General features: G+C 40.1%; 21 protein-coding genes. 20 read left to right on the top strand and 1 reads right to left on the bottom strand.

The window, feature by feature from the left end; genetic code table 11:
- Nucleotides 1-263 precede the first annotated feature (263 nt).
- From pyrR to trmD, 13 genes are all read left to right on the top strand, one after another.
- The gene (gene pyrR, locus L6410_RS05765) at nt 264-785 is read left to right on the top strand and encodes a bifunctional pyr operon transcriptional regulator/uracil phosphoribosyltransferase PyrR (RefSeq protein WP_024392245.1); all 522 of its coding nucleotides are present in this window, start codon (nt 264-266) and stop codon (nt 783-785) included.
- 28 nt (nt 786-813) lie between these two features.
- Nucleotides 814-1,737 (top strand): aspartate carbamoyltransferase catalytic subunit, encoded by a 924-nt coding sequence (locus L6410_RS05760; RefSeq protein WP_172071155.1) that lies wholly within the window; start codon nt 814-816, stop codon nt 1,735-1,737.
- A 545-nt stretch (nt 1,738-2,282) separates the two neighbouring features.
- Nucleotides 2,283-3,365 carry a carbamoyl phosphate synthase small subunit gene (locus L6410_RS05755; RefSeq protein WP_024392243.1) on the top strand — a complete coding sequence of 361 codons (1,083 nt, stop codon included), beginning with the start codon at nt 2,283-2,285 and terminating at the stop codon, nt 3,363-3,365.
- Nucleotides 3,366-4,182: 817 nt separating this feature from the next.
- Nucleotides 4,183-7,362 (top strand): carbamoyl-phosphate synthase large subunit, encoded by a 3,180-nt coding sequence (gene carB, locus L6410_RS05750; RefSeq protein ID WP_024392242.1) that lies wholly within the window; start codon nt 4,183-4,185, stop codon nt 7,360-7,362.
- A gap of 62 nt (nt 7,363-7,424) precedes the next feature.
- Complete coding sequence (locus tag L6410_RS05745) at nt 7,425-8,180, top strand: class I SAM-dependent methyltransferase (RefSeq protein WP_237395084.1); 756 nt, start codon at nt 7,425-7,427, stop codon at nt 8,178-8,180.
- A gap of 7 nt (nt 8,181-8,187) precedes the next feature.
- On the top strand, nt 8,188-8,835 hold the full coding sequence (gene pcp, locus L6410_RS05740) for a pyroglutamyl-peptidase I (RefSeq protein ID WP_237395083.1): 648 nt from the start codon (nt 8,188-8,190) through the stop codon (nt 8,833-8,835).
- A 12-nt stretch (nt 8,836-8,847) separates the two neighbouring features.
- A complete protein-coding gene (locus L6410_RS05735) occupies nt 8,848-9,144 on the top strand; it encodes a DUF4298 domain-containing protein (protein WP_237395082.1) in 297 nt (98 codons plus the stop codon).
- Between the two features lie 137 nt (nt 9,145-9,281).
- Complete coding sequence (rpsP, locus tag L6410_RS05730) at nt 9,282-9,554, top strand: 30S ribosomal protein S16 (RefSeq protein ID WP_024392238.1); 273 nt, start codon at nt 9,282-9,284, stop codon at nt 9,552-9,554.
- A 21-nt stretch (nt 9,555-9,575) separates the two neighbouring features.
- On the top strand, nt 9,576-9,818 hold the full coding sequence (locus L6410_RS05725) for a KH domain-containing protein (protein WP_024392237.1): 243 nt from the start codon (nt 9,576-9,578) through the stop codon (nt 9,816-9,818).
- A 75-nt stretch (nt 9,819-9,893) separates the two neighbouring features.
- A complete protein-coding gene (locus L6410_RS05720; RefSeq protein WP_237395081.1) occupies nt 9,894-11,630 on the top strand; it encodes an ABC transporter ATP-binding protein in 1,737 nt (578 codons plus the stop codon).
- An 8-nt stretch (nt 11,631-11,638) separates the two neighbouring features.
- Entirely contained in the window at nt 11,639-13,408 is a 1,770-nt protein-coding gene (locus L6410_RS05715) for an ABC transporter ATP-binding protein (protein WP_237395080.1), read from the top strand.
- Nucleotides 13,409-13,520: 112 nt separating this feature from the next.
- Nucleotides 13,521-14,039 carry a ribosome maturation factor RimM gene (gene rimM / locus L6410_RS05710; RefSeq protein ID WP_024392234.1) on the top strand — a complete coding sequence of 173 codons (519 nt, stop codon included), beginning with the start codon at nt 13,521-13,523 and terminating at the stop codon, nt 14,037-14,039.
- A complete protein-coding gene (gene trmD / locus L6410_RS05705; protein ID WP_024392233.1) occupies nt 14,029-14,763 on the top strand; it encodes a tRNA (guanosine(37)-N1)-methyltransferase TrmD in 735 nt (244 codons plus the stop codon). The genes rimM and trmD overlap by 11 nt, the downstream gene beginning before the upstream one ends.
- 124 nt (nt 14,764-14,887) lie before the next feature.
- Here trmD and L6410_RS05700 read toward each other — a convergent pair whose 3' ends face one another.
- Nucleotides 14,888-15,823, bottom strand: coding sequence for a polysaccharide deacetylase family protein (locus tag L6410_RS05700; protein ID WP_222368457.1), 936 nt, complete (start codon nt 15,821-15,823; stop codon nt 14,888-14,890).
- A 106-nt stretch (nt 15,824-15,929) separates the two neighbouring features.
- On the opposite strand from L6410_RS05700, the gene L6410_RS05695 reads away from it, so the two are divergent.
- From L6410_RS05695 to L6410_RS05665, 7 genes are all read left to right on the top strand, one after another.
- Nucleotides 15,930-17,216: a homoserine dehydrogenase gene (locus L6410_RS05695; RefSeq protein ID WP_172075687.1), complete on the top strand. Its 1,287-nt coding sequence runs from the start codon at nt 15,930-15,932 to the stop codon at nt 17,214-17,216.
- Nucleotides 17,217-17,219: 3 nt separating this feature from the next.
- Nucleotides 17,220-18,083: a homoserine kinase gene (thrB, locus tag L6410_RS05690; RefSeq protein ID WP_237395079.1), complete on the top strand. Its 864-nt coding sequence runs from the start codon at nt 17,220-17,222 to the stop codon at nt 18,081-18,083.
- Between the two features lie 124 nt (nt 18,084-18,207).
- Entirely contained in the window at nt 18,208-19,116 is a 909-nt protein-coding gene (murB, locus tag L6410_RS05685; RefSeq protein ID WP_160863536.1) for a UDP-N-acetylmuramate dehydrogenase, read from the top strand.
- A gap of 37 nt (nt 19,117-19,153) precedes the next feature.
- On the top strand, nt 19,154-20,308 hold the full coding sequence (locus L6410_RS05680; protein ID WP_105127206.1) for an ABC transporter ATP-binding protein: 1,155 nt from the start codon (nt 19,154-19,156) through the stop codon (nt 20,306-20,308).
- The gene (locus L6410_RS05675; protein ID WP_024396533.1) at nt 20,292-21,092 is read left to right on the top strand and encodes an ABC transporter permease; all 801 of its coding nucleotides are present in this window, start codon (nt 20,292-20,294) and stop codon (nt 21,090-21,092) included. The genes L6410_RS05680 and L6410_RS05675 overlap by 17 nt, the downstream gene beginning before the upstream one ends.
- A complete protein-coding gene (locus L6410_RS05670; protein ID WP_172006377.1) occupies nt 21,092-21,862 on the top strand; it encodes an ABC transporter permease in 771 nt (256 codons plus the stop codon). Before L6410_RS05675 ends, L6410_RS05670 begins: the two co-directional genes overlap by 1 nt.
- Entirely contained in the window at nt 21,862-22,932 is a 1,071-nt protein-coding gene (locus tag L6410_RS05665) for an ABC transporter substrate-binding protein (RefSeq protein ID WP_237395078.1), read from the top strand. Before L6410_RS05670 ends, L6410_RS05665 begins: the two co-directional genes overlap by 1 nt.
- Nucleotides 22,933-23,042 lie beyond the last annotated feature (110 nt).

Here is a 23,042-nt window from a genome sequence, read left to right as displayed (position 1 = left end):
ACAGTATTTTATGCTATACTCTGCTTAATAAATCCTTTAATACCTGTCCAGAGAGGCAGACAAGGAGTCGGATGATCATTAGGCTGGTCTTGATTGTCTTTTAGTTTACTTTTGATATTGAGCAAGGTTCTCAGCATTGGGAAATAGGAAACAATGTTTTTTATTCGTTGCCATAATAATCGTAGGACTCAAAGACCATATTAGCTGATATTTTCAAAGTCTCCTTGGAAAAGGAGACTTTTTCTATATTTTTTGGAGGTCTTATGAAGACAAAAGAAATCGTTGATGATATGACCATGAAGCGGGCGATTACCCGCATCACATATGAAATTATCGAACGCAACAAAAATTTAGACAATATCGTTCTTGCTGGCATTAAAACACGAGGTGTTTTTATAGCGAAGCGAATTCAAGAAAGGCTGAAGCAAATTGAGGGGATTGATGTACCTCTGGGTGAATTAGATACCAAGCCTTTCCGAGATGATGTGAAAGTTGAAGAAGATACAACGAATTTTACTGCGGATGTCAATGATCGGGATGTCATCTTGGTAGATGATGTACTCTATACTGGACGAACCATTCGTGCAGCAATTGATAATATTGTGTCACTTGGAAGACCCGCTCGCGTTAGTTTGGCTGTATTGGTTGACCGCGGTCATAGAGAATTACCGATTCGTGCAGATTATGTTGGAAAAAATATTCCAACAAGTCGGACAGAGGAAATCATTGTTCATATGACGGAAATTGACCAACAAGATGCTGTTTTATTAGTAGAAGCGGAATAAGTCAAGTAGATTAAAGGCGGTAAGTATCATGACAATTGTAGATGGTAAAGTATCTCTAAAACATTTGGTGACAATGGAAACACTTTCGAATGAAGAAGTGCTGGGACTTATCCAACGGGGATTAGCTTTCAAAAAAGGTGAGCCTGTTGCTTTAAATCGTAAATATTATGCCTCAAATTTATTCTTTGAGGATTCAACACGCACTCACAAATCATTTGAAATGGCTGAACTTAGATTAGACATGGGAATGATAGATTTCGATGCCCGTACGAGTTCGGTAAATAAAGGCGAAACCCTTTATGATACAATTCTAACCATGTCGGCATTAGGAGTCGATATTTGTGTGATTCGACACTCAGAGGTAGATTACTACAAACAATTGATTGATAGTCCGACAATACAGACTTCAATTGTCAATGGAGGAGATGGTTCAGGTCAGCATCCGAGTCAATCTCTGCTTGATTTGATGACAATTTATGAAGAATTTGGCCGCTTTGATCAGTTAAAAATCGCTATTGCAGGGGACATCACTCATTCGAGGGTTGCTAAATCAAATATGCAAATTCTCAAACGATTGGGAGCTGATATTTACTTTACTGGTCCTGAAGAATGGTATGCGGAAGAATTTGATATTTATGGTAAACATGTAAACATTGATGAGATTATTGAAGAAGTAGATGTCTTGATGTTGCTCCGTGTTCAACACGAACGACATGATGGGTCAGAAAGTTTTTCAAAAGAACATTACCATCGTTTGCATGGATTAACTGAGGATAGATATAAACGACTAAAAGAACAGACAATTGTAATGCATCCAGCACCAGTTAATCGTGATGTAGAAATTGCTGATCATTTGGTTGAAGCACCTAAATCACGCATTGTCCGTCAAATGCAAAATGGTGTATTTGTCCGAATGGCTATCTTAGAAGCGATAGTGAATGGCAAGGCATAAAAGTTTCCCTTGCACTAGCTCGAAAATGGATTAATGTCGAATCCATTTTCTCACGTCGGTCAGAGCAAGTCGGACTTCATGCGAACGCATTTGTCCTCCTACGCAAAGTCCTATGGGACCTTTGCTAACTCTGACACTAGCAGTGGGGTTTAACTAATATCGAGCTAACCCTTACTGCATCGGACTATTATTTAATTCTATCCGGAGAGATAGAAAATAGAAAGGCAAGGGACAGGTCAATGGTTGCAAGCAACTCATTTCCCTACGCCTGCCTCAATGGAGGTCAGGCTATCCCTTGCACTAGCTTAACAGTTCAACTATTATCAAGCTGAACTGTTAAGCGTCGGACTTATCTTATTTAATGTCAACCTGTGAGTTGACAAATAGAAAGGAGAAGATACGTGTTCGACTATGATTTGATTATCATATTCGAACACGCCCTAAGGACTGTGCGAAAAAGATAAACGTCGTCTTGATGCTTGGTGCATCAGCGTCGCGTTTCCTATTTTCGCTTTGTCCTTTTAACGGGCTTTGTATCATTGATTATGTCAAAAAGACGATTAATTTTGGAAGATGGAACTATTTTTGAAGGGGAAGCCTTTGGTTCCGAATTAGATGTGACTGGTGAACTGGTTTTTTCAACGGGCATGACAGGTTACCAAGAGTCCATTACAGACCAATCATATAATGGTCAAATTTTAACATTTACGTATCCTTTGGTAGGGAATTATGGTGTCAATCGTGATGATTATGAGTCCATTAATCCAACTTGTAAAGGAGTAGTTGTTAGTGAGTGGGCTAGACGGGCAAGCAACTGGCGGAACCAACTAACATTAGATGAATTTTTAAAAGCAAAAAATATTCCAGGGATTTCTGGTATCGATACGCGTGCCTTAACAAAAATTATTCGTAAACATGGGACTATGAAGGCAACAATTGCAAATGTGGGTGATTCCATTGAGCATTTGACAGATCAGTTGCGTGCGACAGTATTACCGACCAATAATATTCAGCAAGTATCAACGAAAACAGCTTATCCTGCTCCGGGAATTGGGCGTAGCGTGGTCTTGGTTGATTTTGGTTTGAAGCATTCAATCTTACGTGAATTGTCCAAGCGTGAATGCAATGTTACTGTAGTTCCATTTGATACGACAGCAGAAGAAATCTTAGCACTCTCTCCAGATGGTGTGATGTTGTCCAATGGTCCTGGAAATCCAGATGATGTACCGGAAGCGTTGGAAATGATTCGTGGTATCCAAGGGAAAATCCCTATTTTTGGTATTTGTATGGGCCATCAATTGTATGCCAAGGCAAATGGTGCTAAGACGTATAAGATGAAATTTGGACACCGTGGTTTCAACCATGCTGTTAGAGAAATTGTAACTGGTCGTGTAGACTTTACAAGCCAAAACCATGGTTTTGCGGTTTCGCGTGAAGATCTGCCGGATTGTCTCATGATTACGCATGAAGAAATCAACGATAAATCGGTCGAGGGTGTGCGTCATAAATACCTTCCAGGATTCTCGGTACAATTTCACCCAGATGCAGCACCCGGTCCTCACGATGCTAGCTATCTTTTTGATGAATTCATGGACTTGATGGACTCATTTAAACAAGAGCACAATTGACAAACAAAATATAGTGCGACTTCGAGATTACATGCGCGTATGCAATTGTCCACTAAGCTGAAAAGTTGAGTCGAATTCTGAGAACTAGTGCTGCATTTTCGTTCAGTTGCTAGCTTAGACACTAGTTTTAAAACCTCAATTATGATTGAATAGAGATTTCAGACATCGGTTGATTATTTCATTCTATCCGGAGAGATAGAAAATAGAAAGGCAAGGGACAGGTCAATGGTTGCCAGCAACTCATTTCCCTACGCCTGCCTCTATGGAGGTCAGGCTATCCCTTGCACTAGCTCGAAAATGGATTAATGTCGAATCCATTTTCTCACGTCGGTCAGAGCAAGTCGGACTTCATGCGAACGCATTTGTCCTCCTACGCAAAGTCCTATGGGATCTTTGCTAACTCTGACACTAGCAGTAAGGTTTAACTAATATCGAGCTAACCCTTACTGCGTCGGACTATTGTTTAATTCTATCCGGAGAGATAGAAAATAGAAAGGCAAGGGACAGGTCGATGGTTGCCAGCAACTCATTTCCCTACGCCTGCCTCTATGGAGGTCAGGCTATCCCTTGCACTAGCTTAACAGTTCATCTATTATCGAGCTGAACTGTTAAGCGTCGGACTTATCTTATTTAATGTCAACCTGTGAGTTGACAAATAGAAAGGAGAAGATACAGGTTTGAGTAAGATTTGATTATCCTATTCGAACACGCCCTAAGGATTGTGCGAAAAAGATAAACATCGTCTTGATGCTCTAAGCATCAGCGTCGAGTTTCCTATTTTCGCTTTGTCCTCTTAACGGGCTCTGTATCATAAATTATGCCTAAACGTACGGATATTAAAAAAATTATGGTGATTGGGTCTGGTCCCATTGTGATTGGTCAGGCTGCTGAGTTTGACTATGCTGGGACACAGGCTTGTTTAGCTTTGAAAGAAGAAGGCTATAGCGTTGTCTTGGTCAATTCAAATCCTGCAACAATCATGACAGATAAAGAAATCGCGGATAAGGTTTACATTGAACCTATCACGATTGAATTTGTTACACGTATTTTGCGGAAAGAGCGTCCAGATGCTCTTTTACCAACACTTGGTGGTCAAACTGGTCTAAATATGGCTATGGAACTGTCTAAAGCTGGTATTTTAGATGAACTTGGTGTTGAGTTATTGGGAACTAAGCTGTCTGCAATTGATCAGGCTGAGGATCGTGACCTATTTAAGCAACTGATGGAGGATTTGCAACAGCCAATTCCTGAATCTGAAATTGTTACAACGGTTGAGGAGGCCTTGGCTTTTGCTAAGACAATTGGCTATCCAGTAATTGTTCGTCCAGCCTTTACCTTAGGAGGTACCGGTGGCGGTATGTGTAGCAATGAGTCGGAGTTGAAAGAAATTGCTGAAAATGGATTGAAACTTTCGCCTGTTACTCAATGTTTGATTGAACGTTCGATTGCTGGATTTAAAGAAATAGAATACGAGGTCATGCGTGATGCTGCGGATAATGCCCTTGTTGTGTGTAACATGGAAAACTTTGACCCTGTTGGAATTCATACAGGTGACTCGATTGTATTTGCGCCAACTCAGACGCTTTCAGATATTGAAAATCAAATGCTACGTGATGCCAGTCTGACAATCATTCGTGCCTTGAAAATCGAAGGTGGTTGTAATGTTCAATTGGCTTTAGATCCACATAGTTTCAAATACTACGTCATTGAGGTGAATCCACGTGTTTCTCGTTCATCAGCCTTAGCTTCAAAAGCAACAGGCTATCCAATTGCCAAATTAGCTGCTAAAATTGCTGTCGGTTTGACCTTGGACGAGATGGTAAACCCTGTAACGGGAACAACTTACGCTATGTTTGAGCCAGCACTCGACTACGTTGTTGCTAAAATTCCTCGCTTCCCTTTTGATAAATTTGAAAAAGGGGAACGTCGTCTTGGTACACAGATGAAAGCAACTGGGGAAGTGATGGCAATAGGTCGTAACATTGAAGAAAGTCTTCTGAAGGCTTGTCGTTCCTTGGAAATTGGTGTTTACCACAATGAAATGCCTGAGCTAAGTCACTTGTCTGATGATGCTTTAGTAGAAAAAATTGTTAAGGCTCAAGATGACCGTCTTTTCTATCTTTCAGAAGGTCTAAGACGAGGATATACTGTTGAGGAGCTTGCTCAATTAACAAAAATTGATATCTTCTTCCTTGATAAACTGCTTCATATATTAGAAATCGAGCAGGAATTAGCAATCAATCATGATAATATTGATTTGTTGAAAAAAGCTAAAAAATATGGCTTTGCAGATCGTAAAATTGCAGAACTTTGGGGTAGAACAGAGTCCTATATTCGTCAGTTGCGTACAGATCATAAGATTATTCCTGTTTATAAGATGGTGGACACCTGTGCAGCTGAATTTGAAAGTTCAACACCTTATTTCTATTCGACCTATGAGTGGGAAAATGAATCCATTCGGTCTGAGAAAGAATCTGTCCTTGTGTTAGGATCAGGTCCGATTCGGATTGGGCAAGGTGTTGAGTTTGACTACGCGACAGTCCATTCGGTAAAAGCCATTCAGGCCGCAGGCTATGAAGCGATTATTATGAATTCAAACCCTGAAACAGTTTCGACAGACTTCTCTGTTTCTGACAAGTTATATTTTGAGCCTCTGACTCTTGAAGATGTCCTCAACGTGATTGACTTGGAACAACCAAAAGGTGTTATCGTTCAATTCGGTGGACAGACTGCTATCAACTTGGCGGAACCATTGGAAAAAGCTGGTATTCCAATCTTAGGTACGCAAGTAGCTGATTTGGATCGAGCAGAAGATCGTGATTTATTTGAAAAAGCCTTGAAAGATTTGGGTATTCCACAACCACCTGGGCAAACTGCAACAAATGAAGAGGAAGCCTTAGAAGCAGCTCGCAAGATTGGATTCCCTGTGCTTGTACGGCCATCTTATGTTTTGGGGGGGCGCGCGATGGAAATTGTTGAAAATGAAAATGACCTACGTTCTTATATGCGAACAGCAGTTAAGGCGTCGCCCGAACACCCTGTCTTGGTTGACTCATATATTGTAGGTCGTGAATGTGAAGTGGATGCTATATCAGATGGTACTGATGTGTTAATTCCTGGTATCATGGAGCACATTGAACGTGCTGGGGTTCACTCAGGGGACTCAATGGCAGTTTATCCACCACAGACTTTATCAAAAAAGGTGCAAGAAACGATTGCGGATTATACAAAACGTCTAGCTATCGGCTTGAACTGTATTGGTATGATGAATATTCAGTTTGTCATCAAAGACGAAATAGTTTATGTCATCGAGGTAAATCCTCGTGCCAGTCGTACGGTTCCATTCTTGTCAAAAGTAACAGATATTCCGATGGCGCAAGTGGCAACGAAATTGATTTTGGGGCAAGGCCTATCAGAACTTGGTTATGAAGATGGACTCTATCCTGAAAGTCAACAAGTCCACGTCAAAGCTCCTGTCTTCTCATTCTCAAAATTAGCTAAAGTAGATAGTCTTTTAGGCCCAGAAATGAAGTCAACTGGTGAAATTATGGGTTCAGACGTCACACTTGAAAAAGCCCTCTATAAGGCTTTTGAAGCAAGTTATCAGCATCTAGAAGAATTTGGGAACATTGTCTTCACTATTGCAGATGAAGATAAGGAAGAGGCCCTTGCTCTTGCAAAACGGTTCTACGAATTGGGTTATGGTCTGTTTGCGACAGTCGGTACTTCAGACTATCTGATTGAAAATGGCTTACCTGTTACGCTCATTGGAAAACTTGGAGATCCTGAAAATCAAGATATTCCTAGTCTCGTTCGAGCTGGGAAAGTCCAAGCTATTATTAACACAGTTGGTAAAAAGCGTGTAGCAGATGGTGCTGGGCAAGTGATTCGTAGTTCTGCTATCGAAGGAGGAATTCCTCTCTTTACAGCTCTTGATACTGCCGAAGCCATGGTTAAAGTTCTAGAAAGCCGTAGCTTTATGACACAGGCAATTTAATAGGATCTAAAAACAGGATGAATGTTGAGTTCATTCTGTTTTTTGAGTATACTAGATACAGTATGAAAGTAATAATCACTACGAGTCTGAGGATGGACGATAATCTTGTTGCAAAGGCGAAACAGCTGGCTGAGGAGTTAGGTATAGAATACTTGAAAAGAAACAAGCAGTCCGTTTCTTCTTTATTAAAGGGAGCAGAAAAGGTGCTTGTGCTCTATCAAAATAAGATTGTTTTAGAGCAGAGAAATGGTCAAACCTTCTTTTTCCACCCTGACACAGCGATGTTGCGAATAAAAGCAGGACATGATCCGCTATTAGATCTAATTGGGGCATCAAAGAAAACGATTTTAGATTGTACCATGGGACTGGCTTCTGATAGTATCGTATTAGCAAGTGCAGGTCATCAGGTGACATCCTTGGAGAGTTCACGGCTTATTTATTTTATTGTTAGTCGTGGTTTACAGGATTTCAACAGTAGTAATGTGCTGGTGGATTGTGCTATGCGATCCGTTCAAACTAAATGTATAGATAGTTTAACCTATCTGAAAGAACAAATAGATAAGTCTGTTGATGTCATTTACTTTGATCCCATGTTTTCAGAAGAAATCAAGGAATCAAACAATCTTGCTGGTTTAGTGGAGATGGCTGACGGAAGTCGATTGTCAAAAGAGTTGCTTCTTGAGGCAAAACGGGTTGCAAGGGAAAAAATTCTTGTCAAGGCTCATTTCAGAGACAGTGTTTTTGAAGAATTTGGCTTTAAACGTCATGTAAGACCCAATCAAAAATTTCATTATGGAGAAATTCGTTTGAAGGAGTGAGAACAGAATGAAAATATTAGTAACTGGTTTTGATCCATTTGGAGGTGAGTCTATCAATCCTGCACAGGAGGTCATTAAATCTTTACCGAAGCAGATTGCAGGCGCAGAGATTCTTCTTGAGGAGATTCCAACTGTTTTTTATCAAGCTGCAAGTGTTCTTGAAGAAGCCATGGCTAAGTATGCACCAGATATTGTGCTATGTATTGGACAGGCTGGTGGAAGGACGGAATTAACACCCGAGCGTGTAGCCATTAATCAAGACGATGCTCGCATTCCAGATAATTTAGGACAACAACCAATTGACACTATGATTCGTGAAGATGGGCAACCTGCTTATTTTTCAACCTTACCCATCAAAGCAATGGTTGAAGCCATTCGTGCAGCAGGTCTTCCAGCCTCTGTTTCTAATACTGCAGGGACCTTTGTCTGCAACCATCTCATGTACCAAGCTCTTTACTTAGCTGATAAACAATTTCCAAAGACTAAGGCTGGTTTTCTTCATATTCCGTTTCTTCCGGAACAGGTTCTTGACAAACCAGGCTTTGCCTCTATGTCTCTAGCCGATATTGTTAGAGGAGTTGAAGCAGCCATTGGAGCAATAGTTGCATATAAAGACAAAGAGGATGTGAAGAACGTTGGAGGTGCAACACATTGATGGGGGGATTGTATGGAAGCTAGGAAACGTGTCGTAGAGATGGAAAAAATATTTAATATGCATCTGGAGATGAACAAGTCCCTTGCTGATAGTGTTACCCAACTCAATCAGGCACAATCAAGTTATTTACGGTTGCTAGATTATTATCAAAGCCAGACCTATATGGAAGATCTTGATTTATCCAATAAGGGTTATTTTGATGGTATTCCTTGCGGTGTATTGAGTGAAGATGGAGTCTATAATTTGCTTTTTGACCGCTCGAATTTAGCAAGTCAACTGAGAGAATTAGCGGATCTGCTGGAGCAATAAAAATGGCAATAAAATTTTTAAAAAGTGTCAAGTTTTTTTCTTGACACCCTGTTAAAGTGTGTTATAATAGAACATGTGCTAAATAGCTCTGCTATTTCACCGAATAATAAAAATTAAAAGAAAAGAGACATTAAAAAATGGCAGTAAAAATCCGTTTGACTCGTATGGGTTCTAAAAAGAAACCTTTCTACCGTATTAACGTTGCAGACTCACGTGCACCACGTGATGGTCGTTTCATTGAAACAGTTGGTACTTACAACCCACTTTTGGCTGAAAACTCAGTAACTCTTAAAGAAGAACGTGTACTTGAGTGGTTGGCAAAAGGTGCACAACCATCTGACACTGTTCGTGCTCTTCTTTCAAACGCTGGCGTATTGAAAAAATTCCACGAACAAAAATTCTCTAAATAAGAACAGTAAGCGAGAACACTTATGGACATGATTGAAAATCTCATTATTGCGATTGTGAAACCTTTGATTTCACAGCCTGAAAACTTGACGATTAAAATCGTTGATACACCTGAATTCTTAGAATACCATTTGGATTTAGATCAATCGGACATCGGCCGTGTCATCGGTAAAAAAGGACGTACCATTTCTGCAATCAGAACGATTGTTTATTCTGTCCCTACAAGTGATAAAAAAGTTCGTTTAGTGATCGACGAGAAAGAATAGAAAGTCACCTTTTGGTGGCTTTTAAATTTACAGTCAGGGGCCTTGCCCCTTTTAACATATAGAAAGGATGAAAAAATGAATCTGATTTGGACTTATTTGAAAAAATATCCAAAATGGTTAGCATTAGATTTATTGGGAGCTATTTTATTTGTTGTAGTAAACTTAGGCTTGCCTACATTTTTGGCAAGAATGATTGACCAAGGTATTACCAAAAACGATGCCAGTCAGCTCTATTTCTGGGCTGGGATGATGGGGCTTATTGTCTTATTAGGAATTGCTGGTCGGGTGATTTTGGCTTATGCAGCTGGGAAGTTAACGACAACTATCGTAAAAGATATTCGGAATGATCTGTATGAGAAAATTCAAGACTATTCCCATCATGAATACGAGCAAATTGGTGTTTCTTCCCTAGTTGCTCGTATGACAAATGATGCCTTTGTTTTGATGCAATTCTCTGAGATGGTTTTGAAATTGGGAATTATTACTCCGTTGATGATGGTAGCAAGCGTTGTGATGACCTTGGTTACGAGTCCAAGTTTAGCATGGACAGTGGCGGTCGCTATTCCTTTCCTTATTTTCGTTATCTATTATGTTGCGACTAAAACACGTCCCTTATCCGAAAAACAACAAAAACGGTTGGATACCATTAACCAGTATGTTCGTGAGAACTTAATGGGACTTCGTGTCATTCGTGCCTTTACTCGTGAGGAGTTTCAGGAAGAGCGTTTTTCAGATGTCAATGAACAATATACAGAAACATCTAAAAAGCTTTTCAACCTTACTGGGTTGACGGAGCCCTTGTTTGTGCAGATTATCATTGCTATGATTGTGGCAATCGTTTGGTTTGCTTTGACCCCTTTACAGGAGGGCAGTTTACAAATTGGTGATTTGGTAGCCTTTATCGAATATAGTTTCCATGCACTTTTCTCTTTCTTGCTCTTTGCTAACTTGTTTAACATGTATCCACGTATGTCGGTATCGAGTCATCGGATTCAAGAAGTCTTGGATATGTCCATTTCCATTTCTAAGAATGAAGATGGCATCACTGAGACTGATTCACATGGTTATTTGGAATTTGAAAATGTAACTTTTGCCTATCCTGGTGAAACGGAGTCCCCTGTTCTACACAATATTTCATTTAAGGCTAAGCCCGGTGAAACCATTGCCTTTATTGGTTCAACAGGTTCTGGCAAGTCTTCCTTGGTCAACTTGATTCCACGTTTCTATGATGTGACACTTGGTCGTATCTTGGTGGATGGTGTGGATGTCAGACGTTACAATCTAAAAGCACTTCGTAGTAAGATTGGTTTTATTCCGCAGAAAGCTCTGCTATTTACCGGAACTATCGCGGAAAATTTAAAGTACGGTAAGGTAGATGCTAGTCTTATGGAGCTTCACGAAGCGACGGATGTGGCTCAAGCTAAGGAATTTATCGAGAGTAAGGAAGAGAAGTTTGACACCCATCTTGCTGAGGGCGGAAGCAATTTGTCTGGTGGGCAGAAACAACGTCTTTCGATTGCGCGTGCTATTGTGAAGCAGCCGGATATTTACATTTTTGATGATTCCTTCTCAGCATTGGATTATAAGACGGACGCAATTTTGCGGAGTCGGTTGAAGGAAGTAACGGAAAATGCGACAGTGCTGATTGTTGCTCAACGTGTTGGAACCATTATGGATGCAGACCAAATCATTGTACTGAATGAAGGTGAAATCGTTGGTCGCGGAACCCACAATGAATTGATGGAGACCAACGAGATTTATCGTGAAATCGCGAATTCTCAGCTCAACCGTCAATCTTTGACAGAAGAATAGGAGGAATTATGAAGAATAGATCAGTATTTATCCGTGTTTGGGACTATTTACGTCATTATCAATCTTCAGTATTTTTAGCTGTTTTTCTAAAAACCATTAGCGCAGTGATGAATGCTCTGGAACCCTTCGTTTTGGGACTGATCATCACAGAATTGACTAAAAATCTGTTAGATATTGCAAATGGAGTAGAAGGGGCCCATATCAATGTTTCCTATATTGCCATCATGCTTGCGCTATATGCCCTCCGTGCCCTTATGTATGAAATCGGCGCCTATGGTTCTACCTATTTCATGACTAAGGCGGTACAGGGAGCAACAAAGGAACTGCGGCAGGATTTGAGTCACAAGATTAACAAAATTCCCGTTTCCTATTTTGATAAACACCAGTATGGTGACCTATTAGGTCGATTTACAAGTGATGTGGAGACAGTCTCAAATGCCTTGCAGCAAAGTTTTCTTCAGCTCGTCAATGCTGTACTAACCCTTTCTTTAGCCATTTTTATGTGTTTTTGGTTGGATATATCCCTGGCTCTCGTAGTCGTAACCTTGGTTCCAGTGACCTATTTGGGTTCCAAGTTTGTCATGGGCAAGTCCCAGCCCTACTTTAAACAACAGGCGGATGCATTGGGACTATTGAACGGTTTTGTGCAGGAAAACCTAACAGGTTTTAACGTCCTCAAACTCTATGGACGAGAGGAAATCTCTACAGAAGAATTTCGCCAGATTACTTCGGATTTGCAGGAAGTTGGCTTCAAAGCCAGTTTCGTATCAGGTTTGCTCATGCCTTTAGTTCACGGTTTTTCTAATATTGCCTATGTCGTCGTAGCCTTGCTTGCTGGTTTGAAAGTCCTAGCGGGTAAACTAACGGTTGGTAACATGCAGGCCTTCGTCCAATACGTTTGGCAGATTTCTCAGCCCGTCCAAACCTTGACCCAGTTGGCACCACAGTTGCAGTCTGCCAAATCTTCCCTTGAACGCATCTTTTCAGTCTTAGATGAGCTTGACGAAGAAGACGCCAATGCGCTAGAGTTGACAGAAAGTCTGACAGGACAAGTCAGCTTTGAACAGGTTGAATTTGGCTATTCAGAAGATAAGCCGCTTATCCGTAACTTTAATCTTGATGTTAAGCCTGGAGAAATGGTGGCTATCGTAGGACCAACAGGGGCTGGTAAAACAACCCTCATCAACCTTCTCATGCGTTTCTATGATGTCACATCCGGTGCTATCAAGGTGGATGGTCAGGATATTCGGAATATTTCTCGTCAATCCTACCGTAGTCAATTTGGTATGGTCTTGCAGGATGCATGGCTTTACGAGGGGACCATTAAGGAAAACTTACGTTTTGGGCGTCTGGATGCGACGGATGAGGAAATTGTGGAAGCTGCTAAAGCCGCCAACGTAGATCATTTTATTCGTACCCTGCCTGGCGGTTATAATATGGAAATGAACCAGGAATCCAGCAATATTTCCCAAGGTCAGAAACAGCTTTTGACCATTGCGCGTGCCTTGTTGGCGGACCCAGCCATTCTTATCCTTGATGAAGCGACTTCCTCAGTTGATACTCGCTTGGAACTTTTGATTCAAAAGGCTATGAAACGATTGATGAAGGGGCGGACAAGTTTCGTCATCGCCCATCGCTTATCAACCATTCAGGAAGCTGATAAGATTTTGGTCTTGAAAGATGGACAGATTATCGAGCAAGGTAATCATGAAAGTCTTTTGGCTGACAAAGGTTTCTATTATAACCTCTATCAAAGCCAGTTCAGCCAGTCTAAATAGGGGATAATAGTGTATAGTGAAAATTATCGGTTCAATCGGTACTTTTTCTAATCCTTGTGCATTCTTCCGCTACATGTTAAAATATATGGATAGAAATACAAAGGAAGTTATCATGAATTATTTTAATGTCGGTAAAATTGTCAATACTCAAGGTTTGCAAGGAGAAATGCGGGTTTTATCCGTAACAGATTTCACGGAGGAACGGTTTAAAAAAGGTTCGGTCCTAGCACTTTTCGATGAAAAAGACCAATTTGTTATGGATGTGGAAATTGCTAACCATCGCAAGGCAAAGAATTTTGATATTATCAAGTTTAAGGGAATGTACCATATTAATGATATTGAAAAATATAAAGGGTACAGTTTAAAAATTGCTGAAGAAAACCTGACGGACCTCGAAGATGGTGAATTTTACTATCATGAAATTATTGGGTTGGATGTCTATGAAAATAATCAAGTTATTGGTCAAATAAAGGAAATTCTCCAACCAGGTGCCAATGATGTTTGGGTGGTTAAGCGAAAAGGTAAGAAAGATTTGCTTTTACCATATATCCCACCAGTTGTGTTGAATATTGATATTCCAAACAATCGTGTAGATGTGGAATTACTTGAGGGTTTGGACGATGAGAATTGATATTTTAACGCTGTTTCCTGAGATGTTTGCCCCGTTAGAGCACTCAATTGTCGGAAAGGCGAGGGAGAAGGGAATTCTCGAAGTAAACTACCATAATTTTCGAGAAAAAGCAGAGAAAGCGCGACATGTTGATGATGAGCCGTATGGTGGCGGGCAAGGGATGCTATTAAGGGCTCAACCAATTTTTGATACAATGGATGCGATTGAACAGACAAATCCTCGCGTTATTTTATTGGATCCTGCTGGTCGGACATTTAATCAAGCCTATGCAGAAGAATTATCAAAAGAAGACCAGTTAATTTTTATCTGTGGACATTATGAGGGCTATGATGAGCGTATCAAGACACTAGTCACCGATGAAATTTCACTTGGTGATTATGTCTTGACAGGTGGAGAATTGGCGGCAATGACCATGATAGATGCGACTGTTCGTCTCATACCAGAGGTCATTGGGAAAGAAGCCAGTCATACAGATGATAGTTTTTCTTCTGGTTTATTGGAATACCCACAATATACTCGTCCCTATGAATATCGTGGAATGGTCGTACCTGATGTGTTGATGAGTGGTCATCATGAAAATATTCGGAAGTGGCGACTGGAACAAAGTATTAGAAAAACCTATGAGCGACGTCCAGATTTACTAGCTTGCTATGAATTATCGGATGAAGAACGCTTCATTTTGGATAAGATCATATCAGAACAATCATTAGATGAGTTCAAATGAGATGCCTAAATGGGTATCTCTATTTTTTTCAGAAAATGTGTATCATCTGCAATTACTAAAAGAAAAAACCAAGCCCCTTTGAAAGGACATGGTTTGAAAAAAGGATGGTATCTATCAGTGGATATTATGGTGTTATTTCATTTAGGAGTCCTTCTGCACTTGTAGTTGGAAGAACGCGAACACGATTAAGACTTAATAAGCCATCCGCTAGACTAGCTAAGCCATTATTTGTAGTTAAACCTAATTTATAACCGGCTTGCTCACTGATGTTTAGGGTATCTTGTGAGTAGCTACCAGATGGATAAGCTACTGCAAGAGTCTCTTGATTAAGTTGGCTATCTAAATAATTTTTGGATTGGCTCAATTCGCTCATCTGATCATCCGTGCTGCTTACCTCTAAGTCAGGATGATTGACTGTATGTCCTTGGAAAGACATCCCATTTGCTTGCATCTCTTTCATCTGATCAAGGGTTAAATATCCTTCAATTCCATTTTCGGTAAAACCAGTTATTACATTGTTTGTCGCCTTCATGTGGTATTTTGCCAAAAGAGGATAGGCATAAGAATAAAAATCCCAAAGGCTATCATCAAAGGTTAACCAAACGACTTTTTTGTCCTGTGGAAGAACATTTTCAGTTAGAACTTTATAGGCTTCTTCCGGTGTAAGCGTGTAGTAGCCATTTTGTTCTAAAACTTGCAAATGACTTTCAAAAACTGCTGGTGAGACGATTAAGTTGGCATTTGCTTCCTCTTCAGGAGCCATTTCGTGAATCGCATGGTACATGAGAATCGGTATTTGGACAGGCTCATCCACTTTAACCCAGTTTACAGAACTTGTTTGGGTTGATGAATTGGAATCAGCTGTAGTAGTGTTTTGAGTAGATGCTTGACTGCTTGATTGGCTAGAAACAGTAGTCTGTGAAGCATTTGAAGAGCGAGGAATCAAGGTGGGGAGTAGAAGATATATCAAACTTAGTACAAGAATTGTAAGAAGAGAGAGAAAAATATAATGAATATATTTCTTGGATGGTTGAGGTTGTTTTCTACGTCTACGCGCCATGATTGTTCTCCTTTTGAGTCTAGATAAATTAATTATATCAAATTATTTGGAAAATTATCAGAATATTTGGTATAATAGTCAAAATACATTTAAATAAGGAGAGAACATGGCTATCAAGGTAGGATTATTAGGATTCGGTACAGTAGCAAGTGGTGTACCATTTCTATTGAAAGAAAATAAAGAAAAAATTGAAAAAGCTGCTGGGGATTCGATTGAAATTGCTAAGGTATTGGTAAAAGATGAGGCTGAAAAAGACCGTTTGGTAGCTGCTGGTCATCAATTTCATTTTGTGACCAATATTGATGATATTTTAGATGATGCAGAGATTGCTCTTGTTGTAGAATTGATGGGGCGAATTGAACCGGCAAAAACATTTATCACTCGTGCTTTAGAAGCTGGCAAACATGTTGTAACAGCTAACAAAGATTTATTGGCCGTTCATGGTACAGAGTTGCGTACACTTGCTGAAGAGAAAGGGTTAGCACTTTATTATGAGGCAGCAGTAGCTGGGGGCATTCCTATCTTGCGTACGCTTGTGAATTCATTTGCTGCGGATAAAATTACCCGCATTTTGGGTGTCTTAAATGGTACGTCAAACTTTATGCTGACCAAAATGGTAGATGAAGGTTGGACATATGAGAAAGCATTGGAAACAGCCCAAGAGTTGGGTTATGCTGAGTCTGATCCAACAAATGACGTAGAAGGAATTGATGCTGCCTATAAAGCAGTTATCTTGAGTCAGTTTGGTTTTGGGATGACCGTTGATTTTGATGCTGTAGGACATAAAGGAATTACCACAATTACACCAGAAGATGTTGCAGTAGCTCAAGAGCTGGGGTATGTCATCAAGTTGGTGGGTGATATCCGAGAAACAGCTTCAGGAATCGCGGCCGAAGTCTCACCAACATTTTTACCTAAGAACCATCCGTTAGCAAGTGTAAATGGAGTAATGAATGCGGTCTTTGTTGAGTCTATCGGTATTGGCCAATCCATGTATTATGGGCCAGGTGCGGGGCAAAAGCCAACTGCAACTAGTGTGACCGCTGATATCATTCGAATTGTGCGCAGGATGAAAGATAAAACTGTAGGCAAACTATTTAATGAATATTCTCGCCCGCTTCAATTAGCTATACCAGAAGATGTGACAAGCGAATACTATTTCTCAATTCTGACTCCAGACACAAGTGGAAAAATGTTACGAATTGCAGAGATCTTCCATTCTGAGGGAATTTCATTTAAACAAATCCTACAAAAAGGTACAAAGGACGACACTGCTCGCCTTGTAATTGTTACACATGCGATGAACAAAACACAGTTGGAACAAGTGACTAGAAAATTAGCAGAAGCGACTGATTTCACACTCGTTAACACCTTTAAGGTTTTGGGGGAATAGTCTATGAAAATTATTGTTCCAGCGACATCAGCAAATATTGGACCAGGATTTGATTCTGTTGGTGTAGCACTCTCAAAATATCTTTCGGTTGAAGTTCTAGAACCTACTAATGAGTGGATTGTTGAGCATCAATTAGAACATGTTCCCTCTGATCAAAATAATTTACTCATCCGGACTGCCCTGACAGTTGCAAAACATTTACAACCACATCGTTTAAAAATGGAAAGCGATATTCCCTTAGCTCGTGGCTTAGGTTCATCTAGTTCAGTCATTGTTGCAGGTATCGAACTGGCCAATCAGTTAGGGAAACTTAACCTGAGCCAGGATGAAAAGTTGCAATTGGCTACAAAGATTGAAGGACATCCAGATAATGTAGCTCCAGCTATTTATGGAAATTTGGTCATTTCAAGCTATGTCAATAAAAAAGTTCAAGCAGTTGTAACTGACTTTCCACCAACAAGTTTTGTTGCGTTTATTCCAAATTATCCTCTTCGTACAAGTGAAAGTCGAGGTGTACTTCCTTCACAAATGGGCTATAAAAAGGCGGTTGCTGCTAGTTCGATAGCAAACGTTGCAATTGCAAGCCTTATGTCAGGAGATATTGAAAAAGCGGGTCAACTGATTCAGTTAGATATGTTTCACGAACCCTATCGGCAACTACTTGTTAAAGAGTTTTGTCCGATTAAGCAGTTGGCGCAAGAAATTGGCGCTTATGCAACCTATCTCTCTGGAGCTGGACCGACCGTGATGGTATTGGCACCTGCTGAGAAAGAAACGGAACTTATTGCGGCGATTGAAGCTCTGAAACTAGATGGCTCTGTCCATTCCCTAACCGTTGATACAAAGGGAATTCAAGTTATTTTATAAATGAAAGTCCAGTTCTGGGCTTTTTTATTTAAGGCTTCAATTTAATATATTTTATTTTCTATTCGTTTTTTATCCGAATTTTTGGTATAATATTCTCCGTATATAACTTGGAAAAGAGAAGGATATGAAAAATAAAATAAGAGTAGAACTTGAAGGCATCGATATCCGTTTTGATGAGCCTTTGAAAGAGTACACATACACAAAAGTCGGTGGGGCAGTTGATTATTTGGTCTTTCCTCGAAACCGTTATGAAATTGTTCGTGTCATTGAATTTGCGAAACGTGAAGGGATTCCCTGGCAAGTGCTTGGTAATTCAAGTAATGTCATCGTTCGTGATGGTGGTATTCGTGGTTTTGTTATCCGAATGGATAAATTAAATACGGTAACTGTTTCTGGCTATACTATCGAAGCAGAAGCTGGAGCTAACTTGATTGAGACAACTAGAGTTGCGCTATTTCATTCACTGACCGGTTTCGAGTTTGCTTGTGGAATACCTGGTAGCATCGGTGGAGCTGTCTATATGAATGCTGGCGCTTATGGTGGCGAAGTATCGCATATTTTAGTATCTGCACAAATTTTGACGCCAGCTGGCTATGTAGAAACATTAGATAATCGTGAATTACGTTTTGGCTATCGTTCTTCTATTTTACAGGAAAATGGCGCAATTGTTTTATCTGCAAAATTTGCTCTTCGTCCTGGTAATTACACAGTTATCGAGCAAGAAATGGCCCGTCTGACCCATTTGCGTGAGTTAAAACAACCATTGGAATTACCATCATGTGGTTCTGTCTTTAAACGGCCACTTGGGCATTTTGCTGGTCAACTGATAATGGAAGCAGGCTTGAAGGGCTATCGCATTGGTGGTGTAGAAGTTTCTCAAAAACATGCTGGTTTTATGGTAAACGTTGAAAACGGGACTGCAAATGATTATGAAAGTCTCATTAAGCATGTCATTGAAACTGTAGAAAAATCTTCAGGCATTACCTTAGAGCGTGAAGTACGTATTATTGGCGACCCTGCCGAAACTCTTTAGCCAATTGGCTACTATATAAAGAAGGAATTTATGTGAATTGAAAAAGCCGATTATTGAATTTAAACATGTATCTAAAGTTTTTGAAGATAGTGGAACAACTGTTTTAAAGGACATTAGTTTTGAATTAGAGGAGGGCAAATTTTACACTTTGTTAGGCGCCTCTGGTTCTGGAAAATCAACTATTTTGAATATTATCGCTGGCTTATTGGATGCAAGCTCTGGCGATATTTATTTGGATGGCCAACGGATAAATGATGTGCCAACCAACAAGCGTGATGTCCATACCGTTTTTCAGTCTTATGCCCTTTTCCCTCATATGACTGTCTTTGAAAATGTGGCTTTTCCTCTAAAATTGCGTAAGGTAGATAAGTCCGAAATTGAACGTCGTGTGACAGAAGCCTTACAGATGGTTCGCCTCTCTGGCTATGAGAAACGTTCCATTCAGAAATTATCTGGTGGACAACGGCAGCGTGTTGCCATCGCGCGTGCCATTATCAATCAACCACGCGTTGTCTTGCTGGATGAACCCTTATCTGCTTTAGACTTAAAACTTCGGACTGAAATGCAGTATGAATTGCGTGAGTTGCAACAGCGCCTTGGAATCACCTTCGTTTTCGTAACGCATGATCAAGAAGAAGCCTTGGCCATGAGCGATTGGATTTTTGTCATGAATGAGGGTGAGATTGTTCAATCTGGAACACCTGTAGATATCTATGATGAGCCAATTAACCATTTTGTTGCAACCTTTATCGGTGAGTCCAACATTCTTCCGGGTCGTATGATTGAAGACTATCTTGTAGAATTCAATGGCAAACGGTTTGAGGCTGTCGACGGTGGTATGCGACCGAATGAGGAAGTTGAGGTAGTCATTCGCCCAGAGGATTTACGAATTACCTTACCTGAAGAAGGAAAACTACAGGTTAAAGTCGATACACAGCTCTTCCGTGGTGTTCACTATGAAATTATAGCCTACGATGATTTGGGCAACGAATGGATGATTCATTCCACTCGTAAAGCCATTGTGGGTGAGGTGATTGGTCTCAGTTTTGAGCCAGAAGATATTCATATCATGCGCCTCAATGAAACTGAAGAAGAATTTGATGCCCGTATCGAAGAGTATGTTGAGGTGGAAGAAGTGGAAGATGGTTTGATTAATGCCATCGAGGAGGAACGCAATGAAGAAAACCTCTAGGCTTTTTGCAATTCCCTATGCCTTATGGGTCTTTCTCTTTGTACTAGCACCCGTTGCTTTGATTATCTTTAAATCTTTCTTTGATATTCATGGCAATTTCACTTTGGCTAACTATCAAACTTATTTTAATTCACCCAATATGACCTATCTGCGAATGAGTTTCAACTCCATTTTTTACGCAGGTATTATTACCTTGGTCACTCTTTTGGTATCCTATCCGACTGCCTATTTCTTGACCAAGCTCAAGCATCGACAACTCTGGCTCATGTTGATTATCTTGCCAACCTGGGTCAATCTTTTGCTGAAAGCTTATGCCTTTATCGGTATTTTCGGTCAACATGGTTCCATTAATCAATTTTTAGAGTTTCTGGGGTTAGGGACTCAACAAATTCTCTTTACAGATTTCTCCTTTATTGCTGTTGCAGCCTATATTGAGATTCCATTTATGATTTTGCCAATCTTTAACGCTTTGGATGACTTGGATAAAAATCTCATCAACGCTAGTCGTGATTTGGGTGCAACTTCTTGGCAAACATTTTCAAAGGTTATTTTTCCTCTCTCTATGAATGGCGTCCGTTCTGGGGTACAGGCCGTTTTCATTCCAAGTTTAAGCCTCTTTATGTTGACTCGTTTGATTGGAGGTAACCGAGTGATTACTTTGGGTACTGCCATCGAACAGCATTTCCTCACAACACAAAACTGGGGAATGGGTTCAACCATTGGTGTGGTCTTGATATTAGCCATGCTCTTGATTATGTGGATGACGAAAGAGAGGAAGAAATAATGAAGAAATTTGCAAATGTCTACTTAACTATTGCCTTCCTCGTGCTTTATTTACCCATTTTTTATCTCATTTTCTATGCCTTTAATGCTGGTGGAGATATGAATGGTTTTACTGGCTTTACCTTGGAGCATTTTTCTTCGATGCTTGGTGACAGCCGACTGATGCTGATTTTAGCACAGACTTTCTTACTTGCTTTCTTAAGTTCTTTGATTGCAACCATTATTGGGACATTTGGAGCTATTTATATTTATCAGGCAAAACCTCGTTTTCAAAATGCCCTCTTGTCTATCAATAATATCTTGATGGTGGCACCTGACGTTATGATTGGGGCAAGTTTCTTGATTCTCTTTACCATGATTGGATTTCAATTGGGGTTTGTTTCTGTCTTACTCAGTCACATTGCCTTTTCGATTCCAATCGTCGTCTTGATGGTTTTACCCCGTTTGAAAGAAATGAACGCGGATATGATTTCAGCTGCATATGATTTGGGCGCAACTCAGCCGCAAATGCTGAAAGAAATTATGTTGCCTTATCTGACGCCGGCAATTATCGCAGGTTATTTCATGGCTTTTACTTACTCTTTGGATGACTTTGCTGTAACCTTTTTCGTAACAGGAAATGGCTATTCAAATCTTTCGGTTGAAATCTACTCAAGGGCTCGACAAGGTATTTCTTTGGAAATCAATGCCTTGTCAGCGGTTGTGTTCCTTTTCTCTATCTTATTGGTAGTGGGTTATTATTTCATTTCACGTGAAAAGGAGGCCAACTAATGAAAAGACTGTATTCATTTTTTGTAGGTATTGTAGCTATTATCCTTGTTTTATGGGGAATCAGCTACAAGTTAGAAGCCGATTCGACACAAGGAACGACAGATAAATTGGTCATCTATAATTGGGGCGATTATATTGATCCCGAATTATTAGATGAATTTACTGCCGAGACAGGAATTCAGGTTGATTATCAGACTTTTGATTCCAATGAGTCCATGTACACTAAGATCAAGCAGGGCGGAACAACCTACGATTTAGCAGTTCCATCAGAGTATATGATTTCCAAAATGACGGAAGAAAATATGCTGGTTAAGCTCGATAAGTCTAAAATCGAAGGTTTGGAGAATATTGACCCTCAATTTATGGGATTGAGCTTTGATAAGAATAATGACTATTCTATCCCCTACTTTTGGGGAACCTTGGGGATTGTGTACAACGATACTATGGTTGAAAATCCTCCTCAAGAGTGGGAAGACCTATGGTCCGACGAATACCGTGATAACATCATGTTAATTGATGGCGTGCGTGAGGTTATGGGCTTTGGTCTACAATCCCTGGGTTATAGCCTGAATTCTAAAAATCCTGTAGAGATTGAAGAAGCAGCTGAACATCTCTACAACCTGACACCAAATATCAAGGCTATTGTTGCTGACGAAATAAAGGGCTATATGATACAAGATGCAGCAGCCATTGCGGTGTCTTTCTCAGGTGAAGCTAGTGAAATGTTGGATGGAAATGAGCATCTTCACTATGTCGTGCCATCGAAAGGATCGAACCTTTGGTTTGATAATATGGTAATTCCCAAAACAGCTAAAAATATTGATGGCGCCTATGCTTTTATGAGTTTCATGCTCAGTCCTGAAAATGCATTGCGTAATGCAGAATACGTGGGTTATTCCACTCCAATTCCTGCAGCAAAGGCTATGTTGGATGAAGAAACACAAAGTGATGAAGCTTTCTATCCTTCTGAGGAAACGATGAAGCAGATGGAAGTTTATGATAATTTAGGAAAAGAACTACTTGGTACTTACAATGATTTGTACCTTCAATTTAAAATGTATCGTAAATAATTTGATTGGACAGGTAGCGACATAAATATAAGAATGGGAGTGAGGTTCTTTACTAAGTACTTATTGCTCCTATTTTTTGGGTGTATATGCTATAGAAAGAAGGGAAAAGG

Source organism: Streptococcus parasuis, from assembly GCF_021654455.1.
Lineage (GTDB): Bacteria > Bacillota > Bacilli > Lactobacillales > Streptococcaceae > Streptococcus > Streptococcus parasuis.
The sequence above is the reverse complement of the archived record's forward strand: the minus strand, read 5'-3'. Positions and strand labels throughout refer to the sequence as shown.

Excerpts from the sequence above, each read along its gene's own strand:
- L6410_RS05700 (WP_222368457.1), bottom strand. The coding sequence starts at position 15,823 with ATGGCGCGTAGACGTAGAAAACAACCTCAACCATCCAAGAAATATATT.
- L6410_RS05720 (WP_237395081.1), top strand. The coding sequence starts at position 9,894 with ATGAATCTGATTTGGACTTATTTGAAAAAATATCCAAAATGGTTAGCA.
- pyrR (WP_024392245.1), top strand. The coding sequence starts at position 264 with ATGAAGACAAAAGAAATCGTTGATGATATGACCATGAAGCGGGCGATT.
- murB (WP_160863536.1), top strand. The coding sequence starts at position 18,208 with ATGAAAAATAAAATAAGAGTAGAACTTGAAGGCATCGATATCCGTTTT.
- rpsP (WP_024392238.1), top strand. The coding sequence starts at position 9,282 with ATGGCAGTAAAAATCCGTTTGACTCGTATGGGTTCTAAAAAGAAACCT.
- L6410_RS05665 (WP_237395078.1), top strand. The coding sequence starts at position 21,862 with ATGAAAAGACTGTATTCATTTTTTGTAGGTATTGTAGCTATTATCCTT.
- L6410_RS05670 (WP_172006377.1), top strand. The coding sequence starts at position 21,092 with ATGAAGAAATTTGCAAATGTCTACTTAACTATTGCCTTCCTCGTGCTT.
- thrB (WP_237395079.1), top strand. The coding sequence starts at position 17,220 with ATGAAAATTATTGTTCCAGCGACATCAGCAAATATTGGACCAGGATTT.
- L6410_RS05760 (WP_172071155.1), top strand. The coding sequence starts at position 814 with ATGACAATTGTAGATGGTAAAGTATCTCTAAAACATTTGGTGACAATG.
- L6410_RS05735 (WP_237395082.1), top strand. The coding sequence starts at position 8,848 with ATGGAAGCTAGGAAACGTGTCGTAGAGATGGAAAAAATATTTAATATG.
- L6410_RS05695 (WP_172075687.1), top strand. The coding sequence starts at position 15,930 with ATGGCTATCAAGGTAGGATTATTAGGATTCGGTACAGTAGCAAGTGGT.
- carB (WP_024392242.1), top strand. The coding sequence starts at position 4,183 with ATGCCTAAACGTACGGATATTAAAAAAATTATGGTGATTGGGTCTGGT.
- L6410_RS05725 (WP_024392237.1), top strand. The coding sequence starts at position 9,576 with ATGGACATGATTGAAAATCTCATTATTGCGATTGTGAAACCTTTGATT.
- trmD (WP_024392233.1), top strand. The coding sequence starts at position 14,029 with ATGAGAATTGATATTTTAACGCTGTTTCCTGAGATGTTTGCCCCGTTA.
- L6410_RS05745 (WP_237395084.1), top strand. The coding sequence starts at position 7,425 with ATGAAAGTAATAATCACTACGAGTCTGAGGATGGACGATAATCTTGTT.
- L6410_RS05755 (WP_024392243.1), top strand. The coding sequence starts at position 2,283 with ATGTCAAAAAGACGATTAATTTTGGAAGATGGAACTATTTTTGAAGGG.
- L6410_RS05675 (WP_024396533.1), top strand. The coding sequence starts at position 20,292 with ATGAAGAAAACCTCTAGGCTTTTTGCAATTCCCTATGCCTTATGGGTC.
- L6410_RS05715 (WP_237395080.1), top strand. The coding sequence starts at position 11,639 with ATGAAGAATAGATCAGTATTTATCCGTGTTTGGGACTATTTACGTCAT.
- pcp (WP_237395083.1), top strand. The coding sequence starts at position 8,188 with ATGAAAATATTAGTAACTGGTTTTGATCCATTTGGAGGTGAGTCTATC.
- rimM (WP_024392234.1), top strand. The coding sequence starts at position 13,521 with ATGAATTATTTTAATGTCGGTAAAATTGTCAATACTCAAGGTTTGCAA.